This is a genomic window from Psychrobacillus sp. FSL H8-0483 (assembly GCF_038637725.1).
GTDB lineage: Bacteria > Bacillota > Bacilli > Bacillales_A > Planococcaceae > Psychrobacillus.
In genome coordinates, this window is sequence record NZ_CP152052.1 from 11,827 (window position 1) to 29,012 (window position 17,186).

Consider the following 17,186-nt stretch of genomic DNA (forward strand, 5'->3'; position numbering starts at 1 on the left):
ATCACTTCGGTGATTATAGATTGTGTAGTACTTTTAACTACTAATTTTGAATGGACTCCAAGTAATTGGAAGCCATATTAGGTTAAGTTAATAAGGGCGCACGGTGAATGCCTTGGCACTAGGAGCCGAAGAAGGACGGCACTAACACCGATATGCTTCGGGGAGCTGTAAGTGAGCTTTGATCCGGAGATTTCCGAATGGGGAAACCCACTGTTCGTAATGGAGCAGTACATTTACGTGAATACATAGCGTATCTGTGGCACACCCAGGGAACTGAAACATCTAAGTACCTGGAGGAAGAGAAAGAAAAATCGATTCCCTGAGTAGCGGCGAGCGAAACGGGAATAGCCCAAACCAAGAGGCTTGCCTCTTGGGGTTGTAGGACACTCTACATAGAGTTACAAAGGAATGAGCTAGACGAAGCGATCTGGAAAGGTCCGCAGGATAGGGTAAAAGCCCCGTAGTCAAAAGTTCATTCTCTCTTGAGTGTATCCTGAGTACGGCGGAACACGTGAAATTCCGTCGGAATCTGGGAGGACCATCTCCCAAGGCTAAATACTACCTAGTGACCGATAGTGAACCAGTACCGTGAGGGAAAGGTGAAAAGCACCCCGGAAGGGGAGTGAAATAGATCCTGAAACCGTGTGCCTACAAGTAGTTAGAGCCCGTTAATGGGTGATAGCGTGCCTTTTGTAGAATGAACCGGCGAGTTACGATTACATGCAAGGTTAAGTTGAGAAGACGGAGCCGCAGCGAAAGCGAGTCTGAATAGGGCGAATGAGTATGTGGTCGTAGACCCGAAACCAGGTGATCTACCCATGTCCAGGATGAAGGTAAGGTAACACTTACTGGAGGTCCGAACCCACGCACGTTGAAAAGTGCGGGGATGAGGTGTGGGTAGCGGAGAAATTCCAATCGAACCTGGAGATAGCTGGTTCTCTCCGAAATAGCTTTAGGGCTAGCCTCAAACGTTAAGAATCTTGGAGGTAGAGCACTGTTTGGACTAGGGGCCCATCCCGGGTTACCGAATTCAGACAAACTCCGAATGCCAATGATTTATGTTTGGGAGTCAGACTGCGAGTGATAAGATCCGTAGTCAAGAGGGAAACAGCCCAGACCACCAGCTAAGGTCCCAAAGTATTTGTTAAGTGGAAAAGGATGTGGCGTTGCTTAGACAACCAGGATGTTGGCTTAGAAGCAGCCATCATTTAAAGAGTGCGTAATAGCTCACTGGTCGAGTGACGCTGCGCCGAAAATGTATCGGGGCTAAACAAATCACCGAAGCTGTGGATTGATACCTTTGGTATCAGTGGTAGGAGAGCGTTCTAAGGGCGTTGAAGTCAGACCGGAAGGACTGGTGGAGCGCTTAGAAGTGAGAATGCCGGTATGAGTAGCGAAAGACGGGTGAGAATCCCGTCCACCGTATGACTAAGGTTTCCTGAGGAAGGCTCGTCCGCTCAGGGTTAGTCGGGACCTAAGTCGAGGCCGATAGGCGTAGACGATGGACAACAGGTTGATATTCCTGTACCACCAAACCACCGTTTGAGTAATGGGGGGACGCAGAAGGATAGGGTAAGCGTGCTGTTGGTTATGCACGTCCAAGCAGTAAGGTGTGAATGTAGGAAAATCCGCATTCTATAACATTGAGCTGTGATGGCGAGGACTTAGTCCGAAGTTCCTGATTTCACACTGCCAAGAAAAGCCTCTAGCGAGGTGATAGGTGCCCGTACCGCAAACCGACACAGGTAGTCGAGGAGAGAATCCTAAGGTGAGCGAGAGAACTCTCGTTAAGGAACTCGGCAAAATGACCCCGTAACTTCGGGAGAAGGGGTGCTCTTTTGGGTGAATAGCCTAGAAGAGCCGCAGTGAATAGGCCCAGGCGACTGTTTAGCAAAAACACAGGTCTCTGCAAAACCGTAAGGTGAAGTATAGGGGCTGACGCCTGCCCGGTGCTGGAAGGTTAAGAGGAGTGCTTAGCGCAAGCGAAGGTGCGAATTGAAGCCCCAGTAAACGGCGGCCGTAACTATAACGGTCCTAAGGTAGCGAAATTCCTTGTCGGGTAAGTTCCGACCCGCACGAAAGGCGTAACGATCTGGGCACTGTCTCAACGAGAGACTCGGTGAAATTATAGTACCTGTGAAGATGCAGGTTACCCGCGACAGGACGGAAAGACCCCGTGGAGCTTTACTATAGCTTGATATTGAATTTTGGTGCAACTTGTACAGGATAGGCAGGAGCCTTAGAGCCCGGAGCGCCAGCTTCGGAGGAGGCGTCGGTGGGATACTGCCCTGGTTGTATTGAAATTCTAACCCATACCCGTAACCCGGGTAGGAGACAGTGTCAGGCGGGTAGTTTGACTGGGGCGGTCGCCTCCTAAAGTGTAACGGAGGCGCCCAAAGGTTCCCTCAGAATGGTTGGAAATCATTCGAAGAGTGTAAAGGCAGAAGGGAGCTTGACTGCGAGACCTACAAGTCGAGCAGGGTCGAAAGACGGGCTTAGTGATCCGGTGGTTCCGCATGGAAGGGCCATCGCTCAACGGATAAAAGCTACCCCGGGGATAACAGGCTTATCTCCCCCAAGAGTCCACATCGACGGGGAGGTTTGGCACCTCGATGTCGGCTCATCGCATCCTGGGGCTGTAGTCGGTCCCAAGGGTTGGGCTGTTCGCCCATTAAAGCGGTACGCGAGCTGGGTTCAGAACGTCGTGAGACAGTTCGGTCCCTATCCGTCGTGGGCGTAGGAAATTTGAGAGGAGCTGTCCTTAGTACGAGAGGACCGGGATGGACACACCGCTGGTGTACCAGTTGTTCTGCCAAGAGCATCGCTGGGTAGCTATGTGTGGACGGGATAAGTGCTGAAAGCATCTAAGCACGAAGCCCCCCTCAAGATGAGATTTCCCATTACGCAAGTAAGTAAGATCCCTCAAAGACGATGAGGTAGATAGGTTCGGGGTGGAAGCGTGGCGACACGTGCAGCTGACGAATACTAATCGATCGAGGACTTAACCAAAATAGAATTTGAAGAATTCAATGTCTTTTATCCAGTTTTGAGTGAACAACTCAAGGTCTAGTGATGATGGCGAAGAGGTCACACCCGTTCCCATACCGAACACGGAAGTTAAGCTCTTCAGCGCCGATGGTAGTTGGGGGTTTCCCCCTGCAAGAGTAGGACGTCGCTGGGCACCAAGAAGTCGTTACCGAGAAATCGGTAGCGGCTTTTTTTGTACGAAAAAGAAGACCGAAGGCATCATGTATGTTAGTTATAGAAAAGTGTGCGAGAAAGTAGAGGGGAAAAGAGTTCGAGGAAGCAAAGAAGAGAGGCTCGGAACGTATAGCCTACGTGAGAGCCGAAAGACTGCAGCTGACGAAGAAATCTGCAGTCCATCTGCTTTCGCAGCCCGAACACGGAAGTTAAACTCTTTAGCCTATGGTAGTTGGGGGTTTCCCCCTGCAAGAGTAGGACGTCGCCGAGCGACAAAAAGTCACTACCGAGAAATCAGTAGTAGCTTTTTTTAATGTTATTTATTTGATTGCAATTCTTGATAAATTGGTCTCCATTTCTCACTATTTAGTCTCGAATTCGATAGTATTGATTGTCGCTTCTCTGAAATTTATCTCAAATTTATTTGTTTTCTGTTATACCAAAAAAATAACTTTATTGTCAGTTATACAGGCTAACTTAAAAAAAGTTCCTATAATAATACACCTAATATCTCGCTAGTATATGAATAAAGCCATATTGGATGGATAAGACTAAATGAATAACCATGCAAAGAAAATTAATAGAAAAATCCGAATAAATATATTATTTTAGGAATCTTGACACTATGCAGATGCGCTGATAACCTTGTAATAATATTCAAATCTAGAGGAGGAATTAGAGTAATGTGGGAGTCTAAATTTCAAAAAGAAGGTTTAACATTTGATGATGTTTTACTAGTTCCAGCACAATCAGAAGTATTACCAAAAGATATTAACTTATCGGTTCAATTAACGTCAAAAATTAACTTAAATATACCGGTAATTAGTGCGGGTATGGATACTGTGACAGAAGCCAAAATGGCTATTTCAATGGCACGTCAAGGTGGATTAGGAATTATCCATAAAAACATGAGCATTGAAGAACAAGCAGAGCAAGTACTAACAGTTAAACGATCTGAAAATGGAGTTATTACAGATCCCTTCTTTTTAACACCAACTCATCAAGTATATGATGCAGAGCATTTAATGGGGAAATTTAGAATTTCAGGCGTTCCGATAGTTAATAATGCAGAAGATTTACAATTAGTAGGCATTATTACAAACCGTGATTTACGCTTTATTCAAGACTACTCTCTAAAAATCGATGAAGTGATGACGAAAGAACAATTAGTAACTGCACCGGTGGGAACAACATTAGAAGATGCAGAGAAAATTTTACAACAATATAAAATTGAGAAGTTACCTATCGTTGACGAAAACGGAATGTTAAAGGGACTTATTACAATTAAAGATATTGAAAAAGTTATTGAATTTCCAAATGCTGCAAAGGATCATCATGGTCGTTTATTAGTTGGTGCCGCGGTAGGTGTTACAAAAGATACAATGATGCGCGTAGAAAAGCTTGTAAAAGCACAAGTAGATGTCATTGTTATTGATACAGCACATGGTCATTCTCAAGGTGTTATAGATACTATAAGAAGTATTCGGGAAGCATATCCAGAGTTAGATATCATTGCTGGAAACGTTGCTACAGGTGAGGCAACTCGTGCTTTGTTTGAAGCAGGTGCCGATGTGGTCAAGGTTGGTATTGGTCCAGGATCAATTTGTACAACTCGTATAGTTGCAGGAGTTGGCGTTCCTCAAATTACTGCTATTTACGATTGTGCAACAGAAGCTCGTAAAGCAGGCAAATCGATTATTGCAGATGGAGGAATAAAGTACTCTGGAGATATCGTGAAAGCTCTTGCTGCAGGTGGACATGTTGTTATGTTGGGTAGTTTACTTGCAGGAACAACAGAAAGTCCAGGAGAAACAGAAATATTCCAAGGTAGACGTTTTAAAGTATACCGTGGAATGGGGTCAATTGGTGCAATGGAAAAAGGTTCAAAAGACCGTTACTTCCAAGAAGATGCGAAAAAATTAGTTCCTGAAGGTATTGAAGGTCGTTTACCATATAAAGGCCCACTTTCTGATACAATTCATCAATTACTTGGTGGTGTTCGAGCAGGGATGGGGTACTGTGGAACTGGTAATTTGCAAGATTTACGTGAAAAAGCACAATTTATTCGTATGACTGGTGCTGGATTACGTGAAAGCCATCCACATGATGTGCAAATAACAAAAGAAGCTCCAAACTACTCTATATCTTAAGTAGCACTTAAATCGAAACTTTTGCGCTCATTCAACGTCTTAATGTAGGCCGAATGAGTGCTTTTTTAAATCTAGGTGCCAACTAAGTGAAAAAGTATGATAAAATGGGCAGTGATAAAACGAATAGTGGAGGTACTGTAGTGAAGAAAGTTTGGATGACATCAATGATTAAGTGGCTAGTACTTCCGATGTTTCTTGTTTCAGTTGTATGTGGTATGCCAACTGCTACAAAAGCAGAGGAGAGCTTAAATTTATACGTCGATGCTGCAATATTAATCGATGCAGATTCGGGGAAAATTTTATATGAAAAAAATGCTGATGCACCTTTAGGTATTGCAAGCATGACGAAAATGATGACCGAGTATTTACTTTTTGAAGCGATTGAATCAGGGAAAATTAAGTGGGATCAACAGTACTCTGTAAATGATTATACATATAAAATTTCTCAAGATCGTCGATTAAGTAATGTACCACTTCGTGAAGATGGTAGCTATTCAATTCGTGAACTTTATGAAGCAATGGCTATTTATTCCGCTAATGGAGCTACAATTGCAATTGCCGAAACAATCGCAGGTACGGAAGAAAACTTTGTGAAGCTAATGAATGAAAAAGCCGAAGAAATGGGATTAGAAGGGTATAAGTTTGTCAATTCCACAGGCTTGAATAATGCAGATTTACAAGGAATGCATCCAGCAAATACAGGTGCTTCTGACGAAAACGTTATGCCAGCAAAATCAGTTGCAAAACTTGCTTACTTATTAATGAAGGATTATCCAGAAGTATTAGAAACAACTAAAATACCTAAGAAAACATTTAGAGAAGGTACTTCTGATGCAATTAAGATGAGTAACTGGAATTGGATGTTGCCAGGGTTAGTCTATGAATACGAAGGTGCAGACGGATTAAAAACAGGTACCACAGAATTTGCTGGTCATTCCTTTACAGGGACAGCAAAGAGAAATGGAATGCGTGTTATCTCCGTTGTTATGAAAGCTACAAATGCAAATGGAGAAGGTACATATGAAGCTCGATTTGATGCTACAAGAGCATTATTTGACTATGGATTTGCACAATTTTCAAAAGAAGAATTAGTTCCAGCAGGATACAAAATTCCTAAACATGAAACATTAGCCGTTGAAAAAGGGAAAGAAGACACAGTAGCAATTGCGGTAAAAGAACCAATTTCAATGGTAGTAAGATCCAGTGAAAAAGATTTGTACAAGCCGGTCTTTACAGCCAATACAGAAAAATTAGAAGCTGGCGTAGAAAAAGATACGGTTGTAGGAAAAGTACATTTAGAGAAAACAGAAGGAACAGATTATGGTTATATTTCTGATGAAGCAGCAGAAGTGGATGTTGTAACGACAGAAGCGGTAGAGCGGGCTAGTTGGATTAGTTTAATGTTCCAAGGCATTGGATCATTCTTCGGTAACTTATGGAATAGTACAACAGACTTTGTAGGTGGACTATTTTAATGATAAAAGCACTGAAACTCAAAGCGAGTTCTCAGTGCTTTTTTTTATTTTTAATGCTTCCATGAATCGATGTATTGAAGTGGCAAGATGTTCTATTTCTATTCCACCGAAACCTAATACAAGTTTTGGATCTAAATCTAGTTCTAATTCTGCAGTTATATATTCACGAAGACTGTATATTCGTATACCTGCTTGTTCTGCTAGTGACACTAGTTCTTCTTCTGTTTTCGAAGAGAGAATTGTTAATACAATATGCATGCCTGCTTGTTCCCCTGAGATAGTGACGGTAGGTGCATACTCAGCAATAGTTTTTGTAATGATTTCTAATTTACGTTTATAAATTTTACGCATTTTATTTAGATGCTTTGCAAAGTACCCATCCTCCATAAAATTTGCAAGAATATATTGATCCATTCGAGGAACAGTTGCAGAGTAATAAGAGTATTTCTGTTTATATTGCGTGACAAGTGATTTTGGTAATACAGCATACGCTATTCGGAGTGAAGGCATTAAAGATTTAGAGAATGTACTTAAGTAGATTACACGCTCGTTTTGATCGATTCCTTGTAGAGAAGGAATAGGTTTTCCCGTGTATCTAAATTCACTATCATAATCATCCTCAATGATGTATCGATTTTCTTGTTGATAAGCCCAGGCAAGTAGTTGGCTTCGACGAGTTGCTGAAAGTACTGCGCCAGTTGGAAATTGATGAGATGGTGTTACGTACATAGCAGTCGCGCTTGTTTGTTCAAGCCGAGATACGATTACCCCATCTTCGTCTACGGGAATAGGTACCGATTTTTGTTTGTCCTCTAAAAATAAATGATGAGTGAGCGGATAGCCGGGATTCTCGAATCCATAAATAGCTTCCTTTCCAAGCAAGCGAATAATTAATGGCATAATTTGTTCTGTTCCTGATCCAAGAATAATTTGTTCAGGTGTGCACTTTACTCCTCTAGACTGATATAAATAGGAGGAAATTTGATGCCTTAATATATAATCTCCTTGTGGATGTCCAAGTTGAAGAAAATCTTTATTTATTTCATTAACAATATCTTTGGCGTACTTTCTCCATATTTTAAACGGAAAGGACTCTGTATCAATTTTTCCGGGAGAAAAATCGATAGAATAAGTAGAAACATACTTCTCCTCTTGGATAACATTCGGTATTGCTTGTTCAATTAAAGCGAGTTCCTCTAAGTTCTGAACAAAAAAACCGCGTCTTGCTTCGGAAGAAATATAGCCTTCTGCCACTAGTTGGCTGTATGCAAATTCAATTGTTGTTTGGCTAACTGCTAAGTAGTCAGCTAATTTTCTTTTCGAAGGAAGTTTAGCTCCTTCCGCTATTTTCCCCCTGATAATTGCTTCTTTAATTTCGCTATAAAGCTGTTCATATAAAGGAATTAAAGAATTTTTTTCAAGCTGAAACATAAGAAAGTCCATTCATATCACCAATCTGACCATTTCATTTTAATTGTTTCTGGCACTTTTCAAATGGTCATCTTCTATTATACTAAACTCATAACGATATGGGGGGAAATAATGATGACAACTAATTTAACTGGAACAGAACGAGTAAAACGAGGAATGGCTGAAATGCAAAAAGGTGGCGTTATTATGGACGTTATCAATGCAGAACAAGCGAGAATAGCAGAAGCAGCTGGTGCGGTAGCTGTAATGGCATTAGAACGTGTTCCATCGGATATTCGTGCAGCAGGCGGAGTTGCTCGTATGGCAGACCCACGTATTATGGAAGAGGTAATGGGTGCAGTAACTATCCCAGTAATGGCAAAAGCACGTATTGGACATATTACAGAAGCGCGTATTTTAGAAGCAATGGGCGTGGATTATATTGATGAATCTGAGGTATTAACACCTGCAGATGAAGAATATCACTTACGTAAAAGTGAATTTACAGTACCATTTGTATGTGGATGTAAAGATTTAGGGGAAGCAGCTCGTCGAATTGGAGAAGGAGCTTCGATGCTTCGTACTAAGGGAGAACCTGGAACAGGGAATATCGTAGAAGCTGTTCGTCACTTACGTAAAGTGAATGCGCATGTTCGCAAAATTGTTCATATGAATGAAGATGAGCTAATGACAGAAGCAAAAATTTTAGGAGCACCTTATGATGTGTTATTACAAATTAAACATAATGGTAAATTGCCAGTTGTAAACTTCGCGGCAGGTGGAGTTGCAACGCCAGCAGATGCTGCTTTAATGATGGAGCTTGGAGCAGATGGAGTATTTGTAGGATCAGGTATCTTCAAATCTGAAAATCCAGAGAAATTTGCTAAAGCAATCGTAGAAGCTACAACACATTACCAAGACTATAAATTACTTGTAGAAATTTCGAAAGATTTAGGAATTCCAATGAAGGGAATTGAAATTTCTCGTTTATCTGCACAAGATCGTATGCAAGATAGAGGGTGGTAAGATGGTTAAAATAGGAGTACTTGCACTTCAAGGAGCAGTAAGTGAGCATATGCGTTCCATTGAAGCATGTGGAGCAGAGGCAGTTGTCGTAAAAAGCACGAATGATTTATCTGGGGTGGACGGTTTAATTCTTCCTGGTGGTGAAAGTACTGCCATGCGCCGATTAATCGATAGATATGATATGCTTTCGCCTCTTCAAGCATTTGCTACAGCTGGAAAGCCGATGTTTGGGACTTGTGCTGGTCTTATACTGCTTTCTAAAAACCTGGTTGGATACGATTTTGCACATCTTGGTGTACTGAATGCAACGGTTGAAAGAAATTCTTTTGGAAGACAAGTGGATAGCTTTGAAACGCCGATTGAAATTAAAGATGTCGCGACTGATTTTCCAGCGGTTTTCATACGAGCACCTCATATTGTAGAGGTTGGAGTAGATGTTGAAATACTTGCCAAGTATGAAAATCGTATTGTAATGGCGAGACAAGGACATATTCTAGGATGTTCCTTTCATCCAGAGTTAACAGATGATCATAGAATTACTGCGTATTTTATAGAAATGGTAAAGGAAACACTTGCCAAAGAAGCAAACGTATAGTAAAGTATGAGTAATTTCATGATCTAAAAACGATGATAGGAAGCAGTAGCAAGCACGTCTTTTCTAGAGAGTCAGCGGTTGGTGTGAGCTGATAAAAACACTTGTGAATCCGTCCTTTGAGTTGCACGATTGAATGCTTAGTAGGTCGTGGCCGGTTGAAAAGCCGTTATTTAACAAGTGGATTTGACATATTGTCAAGTCAATCAGGGTGGCAACGCGGGTATGCTCTCGTCCCTTTTCATGGGATGGGGGCTTTTTTGTCGTTTTTTAGTTATTTTAAAGGAGGAATTACACATGTTAGATGTAAAATTTGTACGAGATCATTACGAAGAAGTAAAAGTAAAACTTGCCAAGCGTGGTGAGGACATTTCAGAATTTGATCAATTCCAACCTTTGGATCAGAAGCGTAGAGAATTAATTGCAAAAACAGAAGTTTTAAAAGCAGAGAGAAATGAGTTTTCTCAAAAAATTTCTGAGATGAAACGCAATAAGGAAAATGCGGATGATCTAATTGTTCGTATGCGTGAAGTAGGCGATGAAATTAAAGGATTGGACGATGAGTTACGTGAAGTGGAAGAAAAATTTGAACATATGATGATGCGTATTCCAAATATCCCTCATGATAGTGTTCCTATTGGTGATTCTGAAGACGATAATTTGGAAATTCGTACGTGGGGAGAAGTTCCCTCATTCGATTTTGAAACGAAAGCACATTGGGATATTGCGACGGATTTAAAAATAGTAGATTTTGAACGCGCTGCAAAAGTTACAGGAAGTCGTTTCGCTTTTTATCTTGGTTTAGGAGCAAGACTTGAGCGTGCATTAATAAATTTCATGATGGATTTACATTCTGAAGAGCACGGATATGAAGAAATGCTACCCCCTTATTTAGCAAACCGTAATAGCTTGACTGGTACTGGTCAGCTTCCGAAATTTGAAGAGGATGCATTTTTAGTAAACGAAGAGGATTATTTCTTAATTCCAACAGCAGAAGTTCCGGTAACGAATTTTTACCGTGATGAAATTTTAGATGGAGCAGCGTTACCACAAGCATTTACTGCTTTTAGTGCTTGTTTCCGTTCAGAAGCAGGATCTGCAGGTCGTGATACACGTGGGCTTATTCGTCAGCACCAATTTAACAAAGTAGAGCTAGTTCGTTTTGTAAAACCTGAAGATTCATATGAACAGTTAGAGCTTTTAACTGGTCATGCTGAAAAAGTACTACAACTATTAGGACTACCATATCGTGTGCTTCGTATGTGTACAGCAGATTTAGGATTTACTGCAGCGAAAAAATATGATTTAGAAGTTTGGTTACCAAGTTACGGGGAGTACAAAGAAATTTCTTCTTGTAGTAACTTTGAAGATTTCCAAGCTCGTCGTGCGGGTATCCGATTTAGAAGAGAACATGGTGCAAAACCAGAATATGTACACACATTAAATGGAAGTGGACTTGCACTTGGACGTACAGTTGCTGCTATTTTAGAGAACTATCAACAAGCTGATGGAACTGTAGTTGTCCCAGAAGTTTTAGTTCCATATATGGGTGGAAAAACAGTTATAAAATAATAATATTAGGCAAAGAACGTACATCCAATCCAAAGGCAATATTTGAGTGAACAATATCTTATGACACATACCAGAAACGCTACTTATTGGCGTTTCTGGTTCTTTTTTTGTGCACGAAGGTCTCTAAAAAAATGTGTAAGCAAACTTCCGCATGTTTCGGATAAAACTCCTTCTGTAACTTCGCATATATGATTAAATCTACTGTCATTTAGTAAATGATATAACGAATCTACACAACCAGCTTTTGCGTCTCTTGCACCGTACACAACGCGAGGAATTCGAGATTGTAAAATAGCTCCCGCACACATTGGACAAGGCTCCAGTGTTACATAGAGAGTCGTTTCTTCTAATCGCCAGCTACCAATTTTCGCACATGCCTCTTGAATGGCTAGTAGTTCGGCATGTGTTGTCGCATTTTGTGTCGTTTCTCTTAGATTGAAGGCCTTTGCTATAACCTCATCTTTATAAACAATGATAGCACCGATTGGCACTTCTCCAATAGCTGCGGCTTTTTTTGCTTCTTCTATTGCTAAATTCATGTAATACTCATCCAATTGGAGTCAACCCCTTTTGCCTAGTGTAGCATGTTTTATTTGCATGTTGCATATTCTATTTTTGAAGGAGTGATTAATTGATTTATGTAGTTAAACAAGGAGATAGTTTATATGGTATAGCCAAACAGTTTGGGACTAATGCCACTACTCTTGCTTCAATAAATGGTATACCAGATTCAGATGTACTAGTTTTGGGGCAGGCACTTGTATTGCCCTCTACACCAAGCCCTGATCGACCGTTAATTGAATCAAATCTGTATGTAGAATGGTATACAGAAATCCCTTCGGAAAATGTGATTAAACAAGTAGAAACAAATGCAGCACAATTAACCTACATGATGCCTTTTGCTTATGAAGTGAAAAGAGACGGTACGCTAACTACAATGAGTTGGGGTAAATTGCCAGAAGTAGCAAAAGCAAATAAAGTTGAAACCGTCATAGTACTAGCAAACATAGAAAATGGAGCATTTAGCGATACGCTAGCACACACTATTTTTACAAATCAGGAAGTAAAACAAAAAGTATTTGAGCAAGCAGTAGCAGAAGCAAAAAAGCGAGGAACCACACATATTCATACCGATTTTGAATATATAGACAGTGCTGATCGAGAAAATTATGTGAACTTCTTAAAGGAATTAAAAGCATATGCAAAAGGCTTTACCATATCGGCTAGTCTTGCACCAAAGACAAGTGCTGAACAAAATGGAAAGTGGTATGGTGGTCATGATTACAAAGCTATTGGTGAGGTAGTGGATTTTGTTGTCATTATGACATATGAATGGGGTTATAGTGGAGGTCCACCTATGGCGGTATCTCCAATTGGTCCAGTTCGAAAAGTATTAGAATATGCTGTAACCGAAATTGAGCCTAGTAAGGTCATGATGGGTCAAAATTTATATGGCTATGATTGGACACTTCCATATAAACCGGGGAACCCATTTGCTAAAGCTGTAAGCCCACAGCAAGCCATTCAGTTAGCAAAAGATCGTAATGCAGCTATAGAGTATGATCCAGTTGCGCAAGCACCTTTTTTCCACTATTGGAAAGATGGGAAAGAGCATGAGGTCTGGTTTGAGGATGCGCGGTCGATTCAAGCGAAGTTTAATCTATTAAACGAATTAAAGCTACTAGGCATATCTTATTGGCATAGTGGTTTTGATTTCCCTCAAAATTGGTATTTACTCAACGAGATGTTTCGTGTAAAGAAAAAATAGGGTGTTTTTGTCTTTCCTTGGAAAGACAAAAACGCTCTATTTTTCGATTTCTCCCTATGATAAAATAGAGGTTATGACATGAAATATTAGAGTGAGGTTAAAGCTATGTCAATTCCATTTATAACGGTAGAAGGTCCTATTGGGGTTGGTAAGACCACCTTAGCAAAAGCGATTGCTGACACATATCAATTTGAATTGCTAAAAGAGATTGTGGATGAAAATCCTTTTTTAGATAAGTTTTATGATGACATCGCAGAGTGGAGTTTCCAAACAGAAATGTTCTTTCTATGCAATCGATATAAACAACTAAGTGATATTGATAAAAAGTATATATTGAAAGAAAAAGCAGTTGTGGCAGATTACCATATTTTTAAAAATCTAATTTTCGCTAAACGAACGTTAAGTAAAATAGAATATGAAAAGTATGAAGCAATCTATCATATATTAACGAAAGATATGCCAGTTCCAAACATAGTTATCTTTTTAGATGCAAGTTTAGATGTACTTGTTAGTCGTATTGATATGCGTGGAAGAGAATTTGAGAAAAAGATTAGTCCAGATTATTTGGATCAGCTTACAACAGATTATCGTATGTTTATGGATGATTTTGAAGAAAAGCATCCGGAAGTAACGGTTCTTCGATTTAATGGTGATGAAATAGATTTTGTGCAAAATGGACAAGATTTAAAAAAAATAGTAGAAAAAGTAGATGCAACATTGCATAGAAGGAGTTTTTAAAATGAATTTAAGGGAGAAATATGGCATTCCATCTAATGCAGTTATTACAATTGCAGGAACTGTAGGAGTAGGGAAATCTACGATGACAAAAGCTCTAGCGGATGCACTTAATTTTAAAACTTCTTTTGAAAAAGTAGATTCCAATCCATATTTAGATCGTTTTTATGAGGATTTTTCAAAATGGAGCTTTCATTTACAAATTTACTTTTTAGCAGAGCGTTTTAAAGAGCAAAAAAGAATGTTTGAGTATGGCGGAGGCTTTATTCAAGATCGTTCCATTTATGAGGACACTGGAATATTTGCTCAAATGCATAAAGAAAAAGGAACGATGGATCCAATAGACCACGAAACGTATACTAGCTTGTTTGATGCAATGGTTATGACACCTTACTTCCCTCACCCAAATTTATTAATTTATATTGAAGGTTCATTAGAAGATATAATTGAACGTATTCAGGATAGAGGTCGCCCAATGGAGCAGCAAACCCCTATCTCTTATTGGGAGGAAATGCATGGTAGATATGAAAAATGGATTGATGGATTTAATGGGTGCCCAGTACTTCGTTTAAATATTAATGATTATGACATCGTGCAAAATCCAGAAGATGTAGAAGCAATTCTTGAGAGAATTGGTCACTTTATGGAGCAAACTGTAACGTTACGTAAATAAGCAAACCAAACCCTTTCCGCAAATAACTTGTAGGAGGGTTTTTTTGAAACAAAAAAAAGAAGTTAACTTTTAAAGTTAACTTCTTAATATTCTGAACACGTTGTTTAAAGAAAAATTCGTTACAAATGCAACGAATTCAATCTCAAATCTATGCGTGTGTTTAGTTAAAATATGGAGGAGGAAGAGGGATTCGAACCCCCGCGCGGTATGACCCGCCTGTCGGTTTTCAAGACCGATCCCTTCAGCCAGACTTGGGTATTCCTCCGAAGTACATGAATTAATTTATCACGGATAAATTCCAAAGTCAATATATTTATAAAAGAAATTTCAAATAAAAATAGAGTTGGAAAAAATATAGTTTGTCGTTTTCATTGATTTTTATTCCTAAAAAACGTATACTAGTTTATGCCGTGCTAGGTGGGAAGGTAGCGGTGTCTTGTAACTCGCAATCCGCTCTAGCGAGACTGAACTCCTTCTCTGAGGTTGAATACATGTAGGGTCTGGTACTTGCACGTGATGTTGACGTTTGGGTCCTGCGCAATGGGTGCCCATGAACCATGTCAGGTCCGGAAGGAAGCAGCATTAAGTGGTGCTTTCTCATGTGCCGCGGGGTAGCCTAAGCCGAGTTAACGACAAGGGTGCCGCTTATGTGTTTCAAGCGAAGGAAGGTGCACGGCATTAATTTATACAACATACAACTCATTTGTCTAAATGGCAAATGAGTTTTTTTGTATGTATTAAATTCGTCATGTATTAATAGGCGAAGTCGAAGTATCTTTATGATATAATAAAATTATTATTTACCTAAAAATGAGAAGGAGGGGAACTTGTTGTCGTATCAAGCTTTTTACCGCGCTTATCGACCTCAGTCGTTTGCGGAAATGTCCGGTCAAACACATATCAAGCAAACCCTTCAAAATGCCCTCCTTTACAATAAAACCACACATGCGTATTTATTTTCAGGGCCACGAGGAACAGGGAAAACAAGTGCAGCAAAAATATTTGCCAAAGCCCTAAACTGTGAAAGTGGACCAGCAAAAGAGCCATGTAATACTTGTGAAACATGTAAGAGTATTACGGAGGGTTCTAATACAGATGTGATTGAGTTTGATGCGGCTTCTAACTCTCGAGTAGAAGAAATGAGAGATATTATTGAAAAAGTTCGATTTGCACCTTCAAATGCTCGTTACAAAGTGTATATTATAGATGAAGTGCATATGCTTTCTACAAGTGCTTTTAATGCATTGTTAAAAACATTAGAAGAACCACCAGCGCATGCGGTATTTATCCTAGCAACAACCGAACCACATAAGATTCCATTAACAATAATATCTAGATGTCAGCGATTTGATTTTAAACGAATTACATCTATGGATATTGTCTCTCGAATGAAAGAAGTCTTAACAGATGCAGCTATTGAATATGATGTAAACGTACTGAAAATTATTGCGCAGGCTGCTGCAGGCGGTATGCGGGATGCACTTAGTATGCTCGATCAAGTAGTGTCGTTTAGTGGGGAAAAAATGACCATACAAGACGCATTACTAGTAACTGGATCTATCGGCCAAGAGGTATTCTTTCAGCTAGCAGATGCGTTAATTGAGAAAGATGTAGCAAGGGCACTTGGTTATGTTGAACAGTTAGTGGAAGACGGAAAAGATCCTGTTCGATTAACGGAGGATTTTATTACGTTTTACAGAGACTTACTCATATTACTTGTAGCTCCCAAACAAACGGAATTACTTGAAATAGCAACGGGAGATGCTTTATTCCTGGAGCTGGCTTCTAAATTCCCAGTAGATACCCTGTATAAAAGCATCTCGATATTGACAAATACTCAGCAGGAAATGCGTTTTTCAAATCATGCGAAAGTATATTTGGAAACAGCAATCATACGTCTAGCTCAAGTACCAAAAGAAGCGATGGTAAATAGCGAGAGTAATGCTGAGCTAGAAATGAAAGTAAAATCACTTGAAAGCCAGTTACAACAATTGCAGCAACAAATAAGTCAAGGAATAATTCCACAAGCAAACGGTGGAGAGCAGGAGCAGCCAAAGAGACAAAGGCAGAAGTCTTCTGGTGGTGTGAAAGTGTCAAGTGGTCGAATTCAAGAAATATTAAAAACAGCTACAAAGACAGATATTCAAACCATTAAATCTCAGTGGGCTAGTATCATGCAACAGCTCCAAATATCACACGCAGCACTGTTAAACGATGCAGAACCAGTAGCAGCATCTTCCAGTGCATTTGTGTTAAAATTTAAATATGATATACATTGCCAAATGGCTATTGAGAATAAAACATTTTCTTCTTCATTTCCCCAACTAATCGCTAGCTTAACAGGAACAATGTACGAGGTTGTGTACGTACCAGAGGAAAGTTGGTTGAAGATTAGAGAAGAGTTTATTAAACAAAATGGTCTAAAACAAGGTGGCGAAGGGGCTACAGAAGATACCTCTTCTAAGCCAAATGAAGCAATAGAGTTTTTACAAGGGATGGAAGAGATATCGGAAGATCCTTTAATTGTAGAAGCTGAAAAGTTATTTGGAAAAGAATTTGTAGAAGTACATGACGACTAAGGAGG

At 39.9% G+C, this 17,186-nt stretch carries 11 protein-coding genes, 1 tRNA gene, 2 rRNA genes, 1 other RNA gene and 1 other annotated feature; of the genes, 12 read left to right on the top strand and 3 right to left on the bottom strand.

All coding sequences use genetic code 11. The features are described 5' to 3' along the window. Positions 1–80 precede the first annotated feature (80 nt). The 4 genes from MHB48_RS00045 to MHB48_RS00060 all read left to right on the top strand — a co-directional run bounded on the left by MHB48_RS00045 (position 81) and on the right by MHB48_RS00060 (position 6,826). Positions 81–3,009 (top strand): 23S ribosomal RNA (locus tag MHB48_RS00045). A gap of 56 nt (positions 3,010–3,065) precedes the next feature. Continuing rightward, positions 3,066–3,181, top strand: a 5S ribosomal RNA gene (rrf, locus tag MHB48_RS00050). Between the two features lie 703 nt (positions 3,182–3,884). Continuing rightward, on the top strand, positions 3,885–5,351 hold the full coding sequence (gene guaB, locus MHB48_RS00055) for an IMP dehydrogenase (protein ID WP_342599613.1): 1,467 nt from the start codon (positions 3,885–3,887) through the stop codon (positions 5,349–5,351). Between the two features lie 155 nt (positions 5,352–5,506). Beyond that, the gene (locus tag MHB48_RS00060) at positions 5,507–6,826 is read left to right on the top strand and encodes a serine hydrolase (protein WP_342601265.1); all 1,320 of its coding nucleotides are present in this window, start codon (positions 5,507–5,509) and stop codon (positions 6,824–6,826) included. A gap of 18 nt (positions 6,827–6,844) precedes the next feature. On the opposite strand, the gene MHB48_RS00065 is transcribed toward MHB48_RS00060, so the two are convergent. Continuing rightward, positions 6,845–8,269: a PLP-dependent aminotransferase family protein gene (locus MHB48_RS00065; RefSeq protein ID WP_342599614.1), complete on the bottom strand. Its 1,425-nt coding sequence runs from the start codon at positions 8,267–8,269 to the stop codon at positions 6,845–6,847. Positions 8,270–8,371: 102 nt separating this feature from the next. Here MHB48_RS00065 and pdxS point away from each other — a divergent pair, with 102 nt between their 5' ends. The 3 genes from pdxS (at position 8,372) to serS (ending at position 11,426) form a co-directional block, all read left to right on the top strand. Beyond that, positions 8,372–9,262: a pyridoxal 5'-phosphate synthase lyase subunit PdxS gene (gene pdxS, locus MHB48_RS00070; protein ID WP_342601266.1), complete on the top strand. Its 891-nt coding sequence runs from the start codon at positions 8,372–8,374 to the stop codon at positions 9,260–9,262. Between the two features lies 1 nt (position 9,263). Further along, the gene (pdxT, locus tag MHB48_RS00075; protein WP_342599615.1) at positions 9,264–9,857 is read left to right on the top strand and encodes a pyridoxal 5'-phosphate synthase glutaminase subunit PdxT; all 594 of its coding nucleotides are present in this window, start codon (positions 9,264–9,266) and stop codon (positions 9,855–9,857) included. A 23-nt stretch (positions 9,858–9,880) separates the two neighbouring features. Then, positions 9,881–10,096: a binding site (T-box leader), on the top strand. A 55-nt stretch (positions 10,097–10,151) separates the two neighbouring features. Further along, the gene (gene serS / locus MHB48_RS00080; RefSeq protein ID WP_342599616.1) at positions 10,152–11,426 is read left to right on the top strand and encodes a serine--tRNA ligase; all 1,275 of its coding nucleotides are present in this window, start codon (positions 10,152–10,154) and stop codon (positions 11,424–11,426) included. An 83-nt stretch (positions 11,427–11,509) separates the two neighbouring features. Here serS and tadA read toward each other — a convergent pair whose 3' ends face one another. Continuing rightward, positions 11,510–11,980 carry a tRNA adenosine(34) deaminase TadA gene (gene tadA, locus MHB48_RS00085; protein WP_340916546.1) on the bottom strand — a complete coding sequence of 157 codons (471 nt, stop codon included), beginning with the start codon at positions 11,978–11,980 and terminating at the stop codon, positions 11,510–11,512. A 77-nt stretch (positions 11,981–12,057) separates the two neighbouring features. On the opposite strand from tadA, the gene MHB48_RS00090 reads away from it, so the two are divergent. The 3 genes from MHB48_RS00090 (at position 12,058) to MHB48_RS00100 (ending at position 14,602) form a co-directional block, all read left to right on the top strand. Next, positions 12,058–13,194, top strand: a complete 1,137-nt coding sequence (locus MHB48_RS00090) for a glycosyl hydrolase family 18 protein (RefSeq protein ID WP_342599617.1) — start codon at positions 12,058–12,060, stop codon at positions 13,192–13,194. A gap of 105 nt (positions 13,195–13,299) precedes the next feature. Further along, entirely contained in the window at positions 13,300–13,932 is a 633-nt protein-coding gene (locus MHB48_RS00095) for a deoxynucleoside kinase (RefSeq protein WP_342599618.1), read from the top strand. A gap of 1 nt (position 13,933) precedes the next feature. Next, entirely contained in the window at positions 13,934–14,602 is a 669-nt protein-coding gene (locus MHB48_RS00100; RefSeq protein WP_342599619.1) for a deoxynucleoside kinase, read from the top strand. Between the two features lie 172 nt (positions 14,603–14,774). On the opposite strand, the gene MHB48_RS00105 is transcribed toward MHB48_RS00100, so the two are convergent. Further along, positions 14,775–14,867: transfer RNA gene (locus MHB48_RS00105), tRNA-Ser, on the bottom strand. A 143-nt stretch (positions 14,868–15,010) separates the two neighbouring features. Between MHB48_RS00105 and ffs the strand changes: the two genes are divergently transcribed. Both ffs and dnaX read left to right on the top strand, forming a co-directional pair. Next, an RNA gene (gene ffs / locus MHB48_RS00110) (signal recognition particle sRNA large type) lies at positions 15,011–15,278 on the top strand. A gap of 154 nt (positions 15,279–15,432) precedes the next feature. Further along, positions 15,433–17,181 (top strand): DNA polymerase III subunit gamma/tau, encoded by a 1,749-nt coding sequence (dnaX, locus tag MHB48_RS00115; protein ID WP_342599620.1) that lies wholly within the window; start codon positions 15,433–15,435, stop codon positions 17,179–17,181. Positions 17,182–17,186 lie beyond the last annotated feature (5 nt).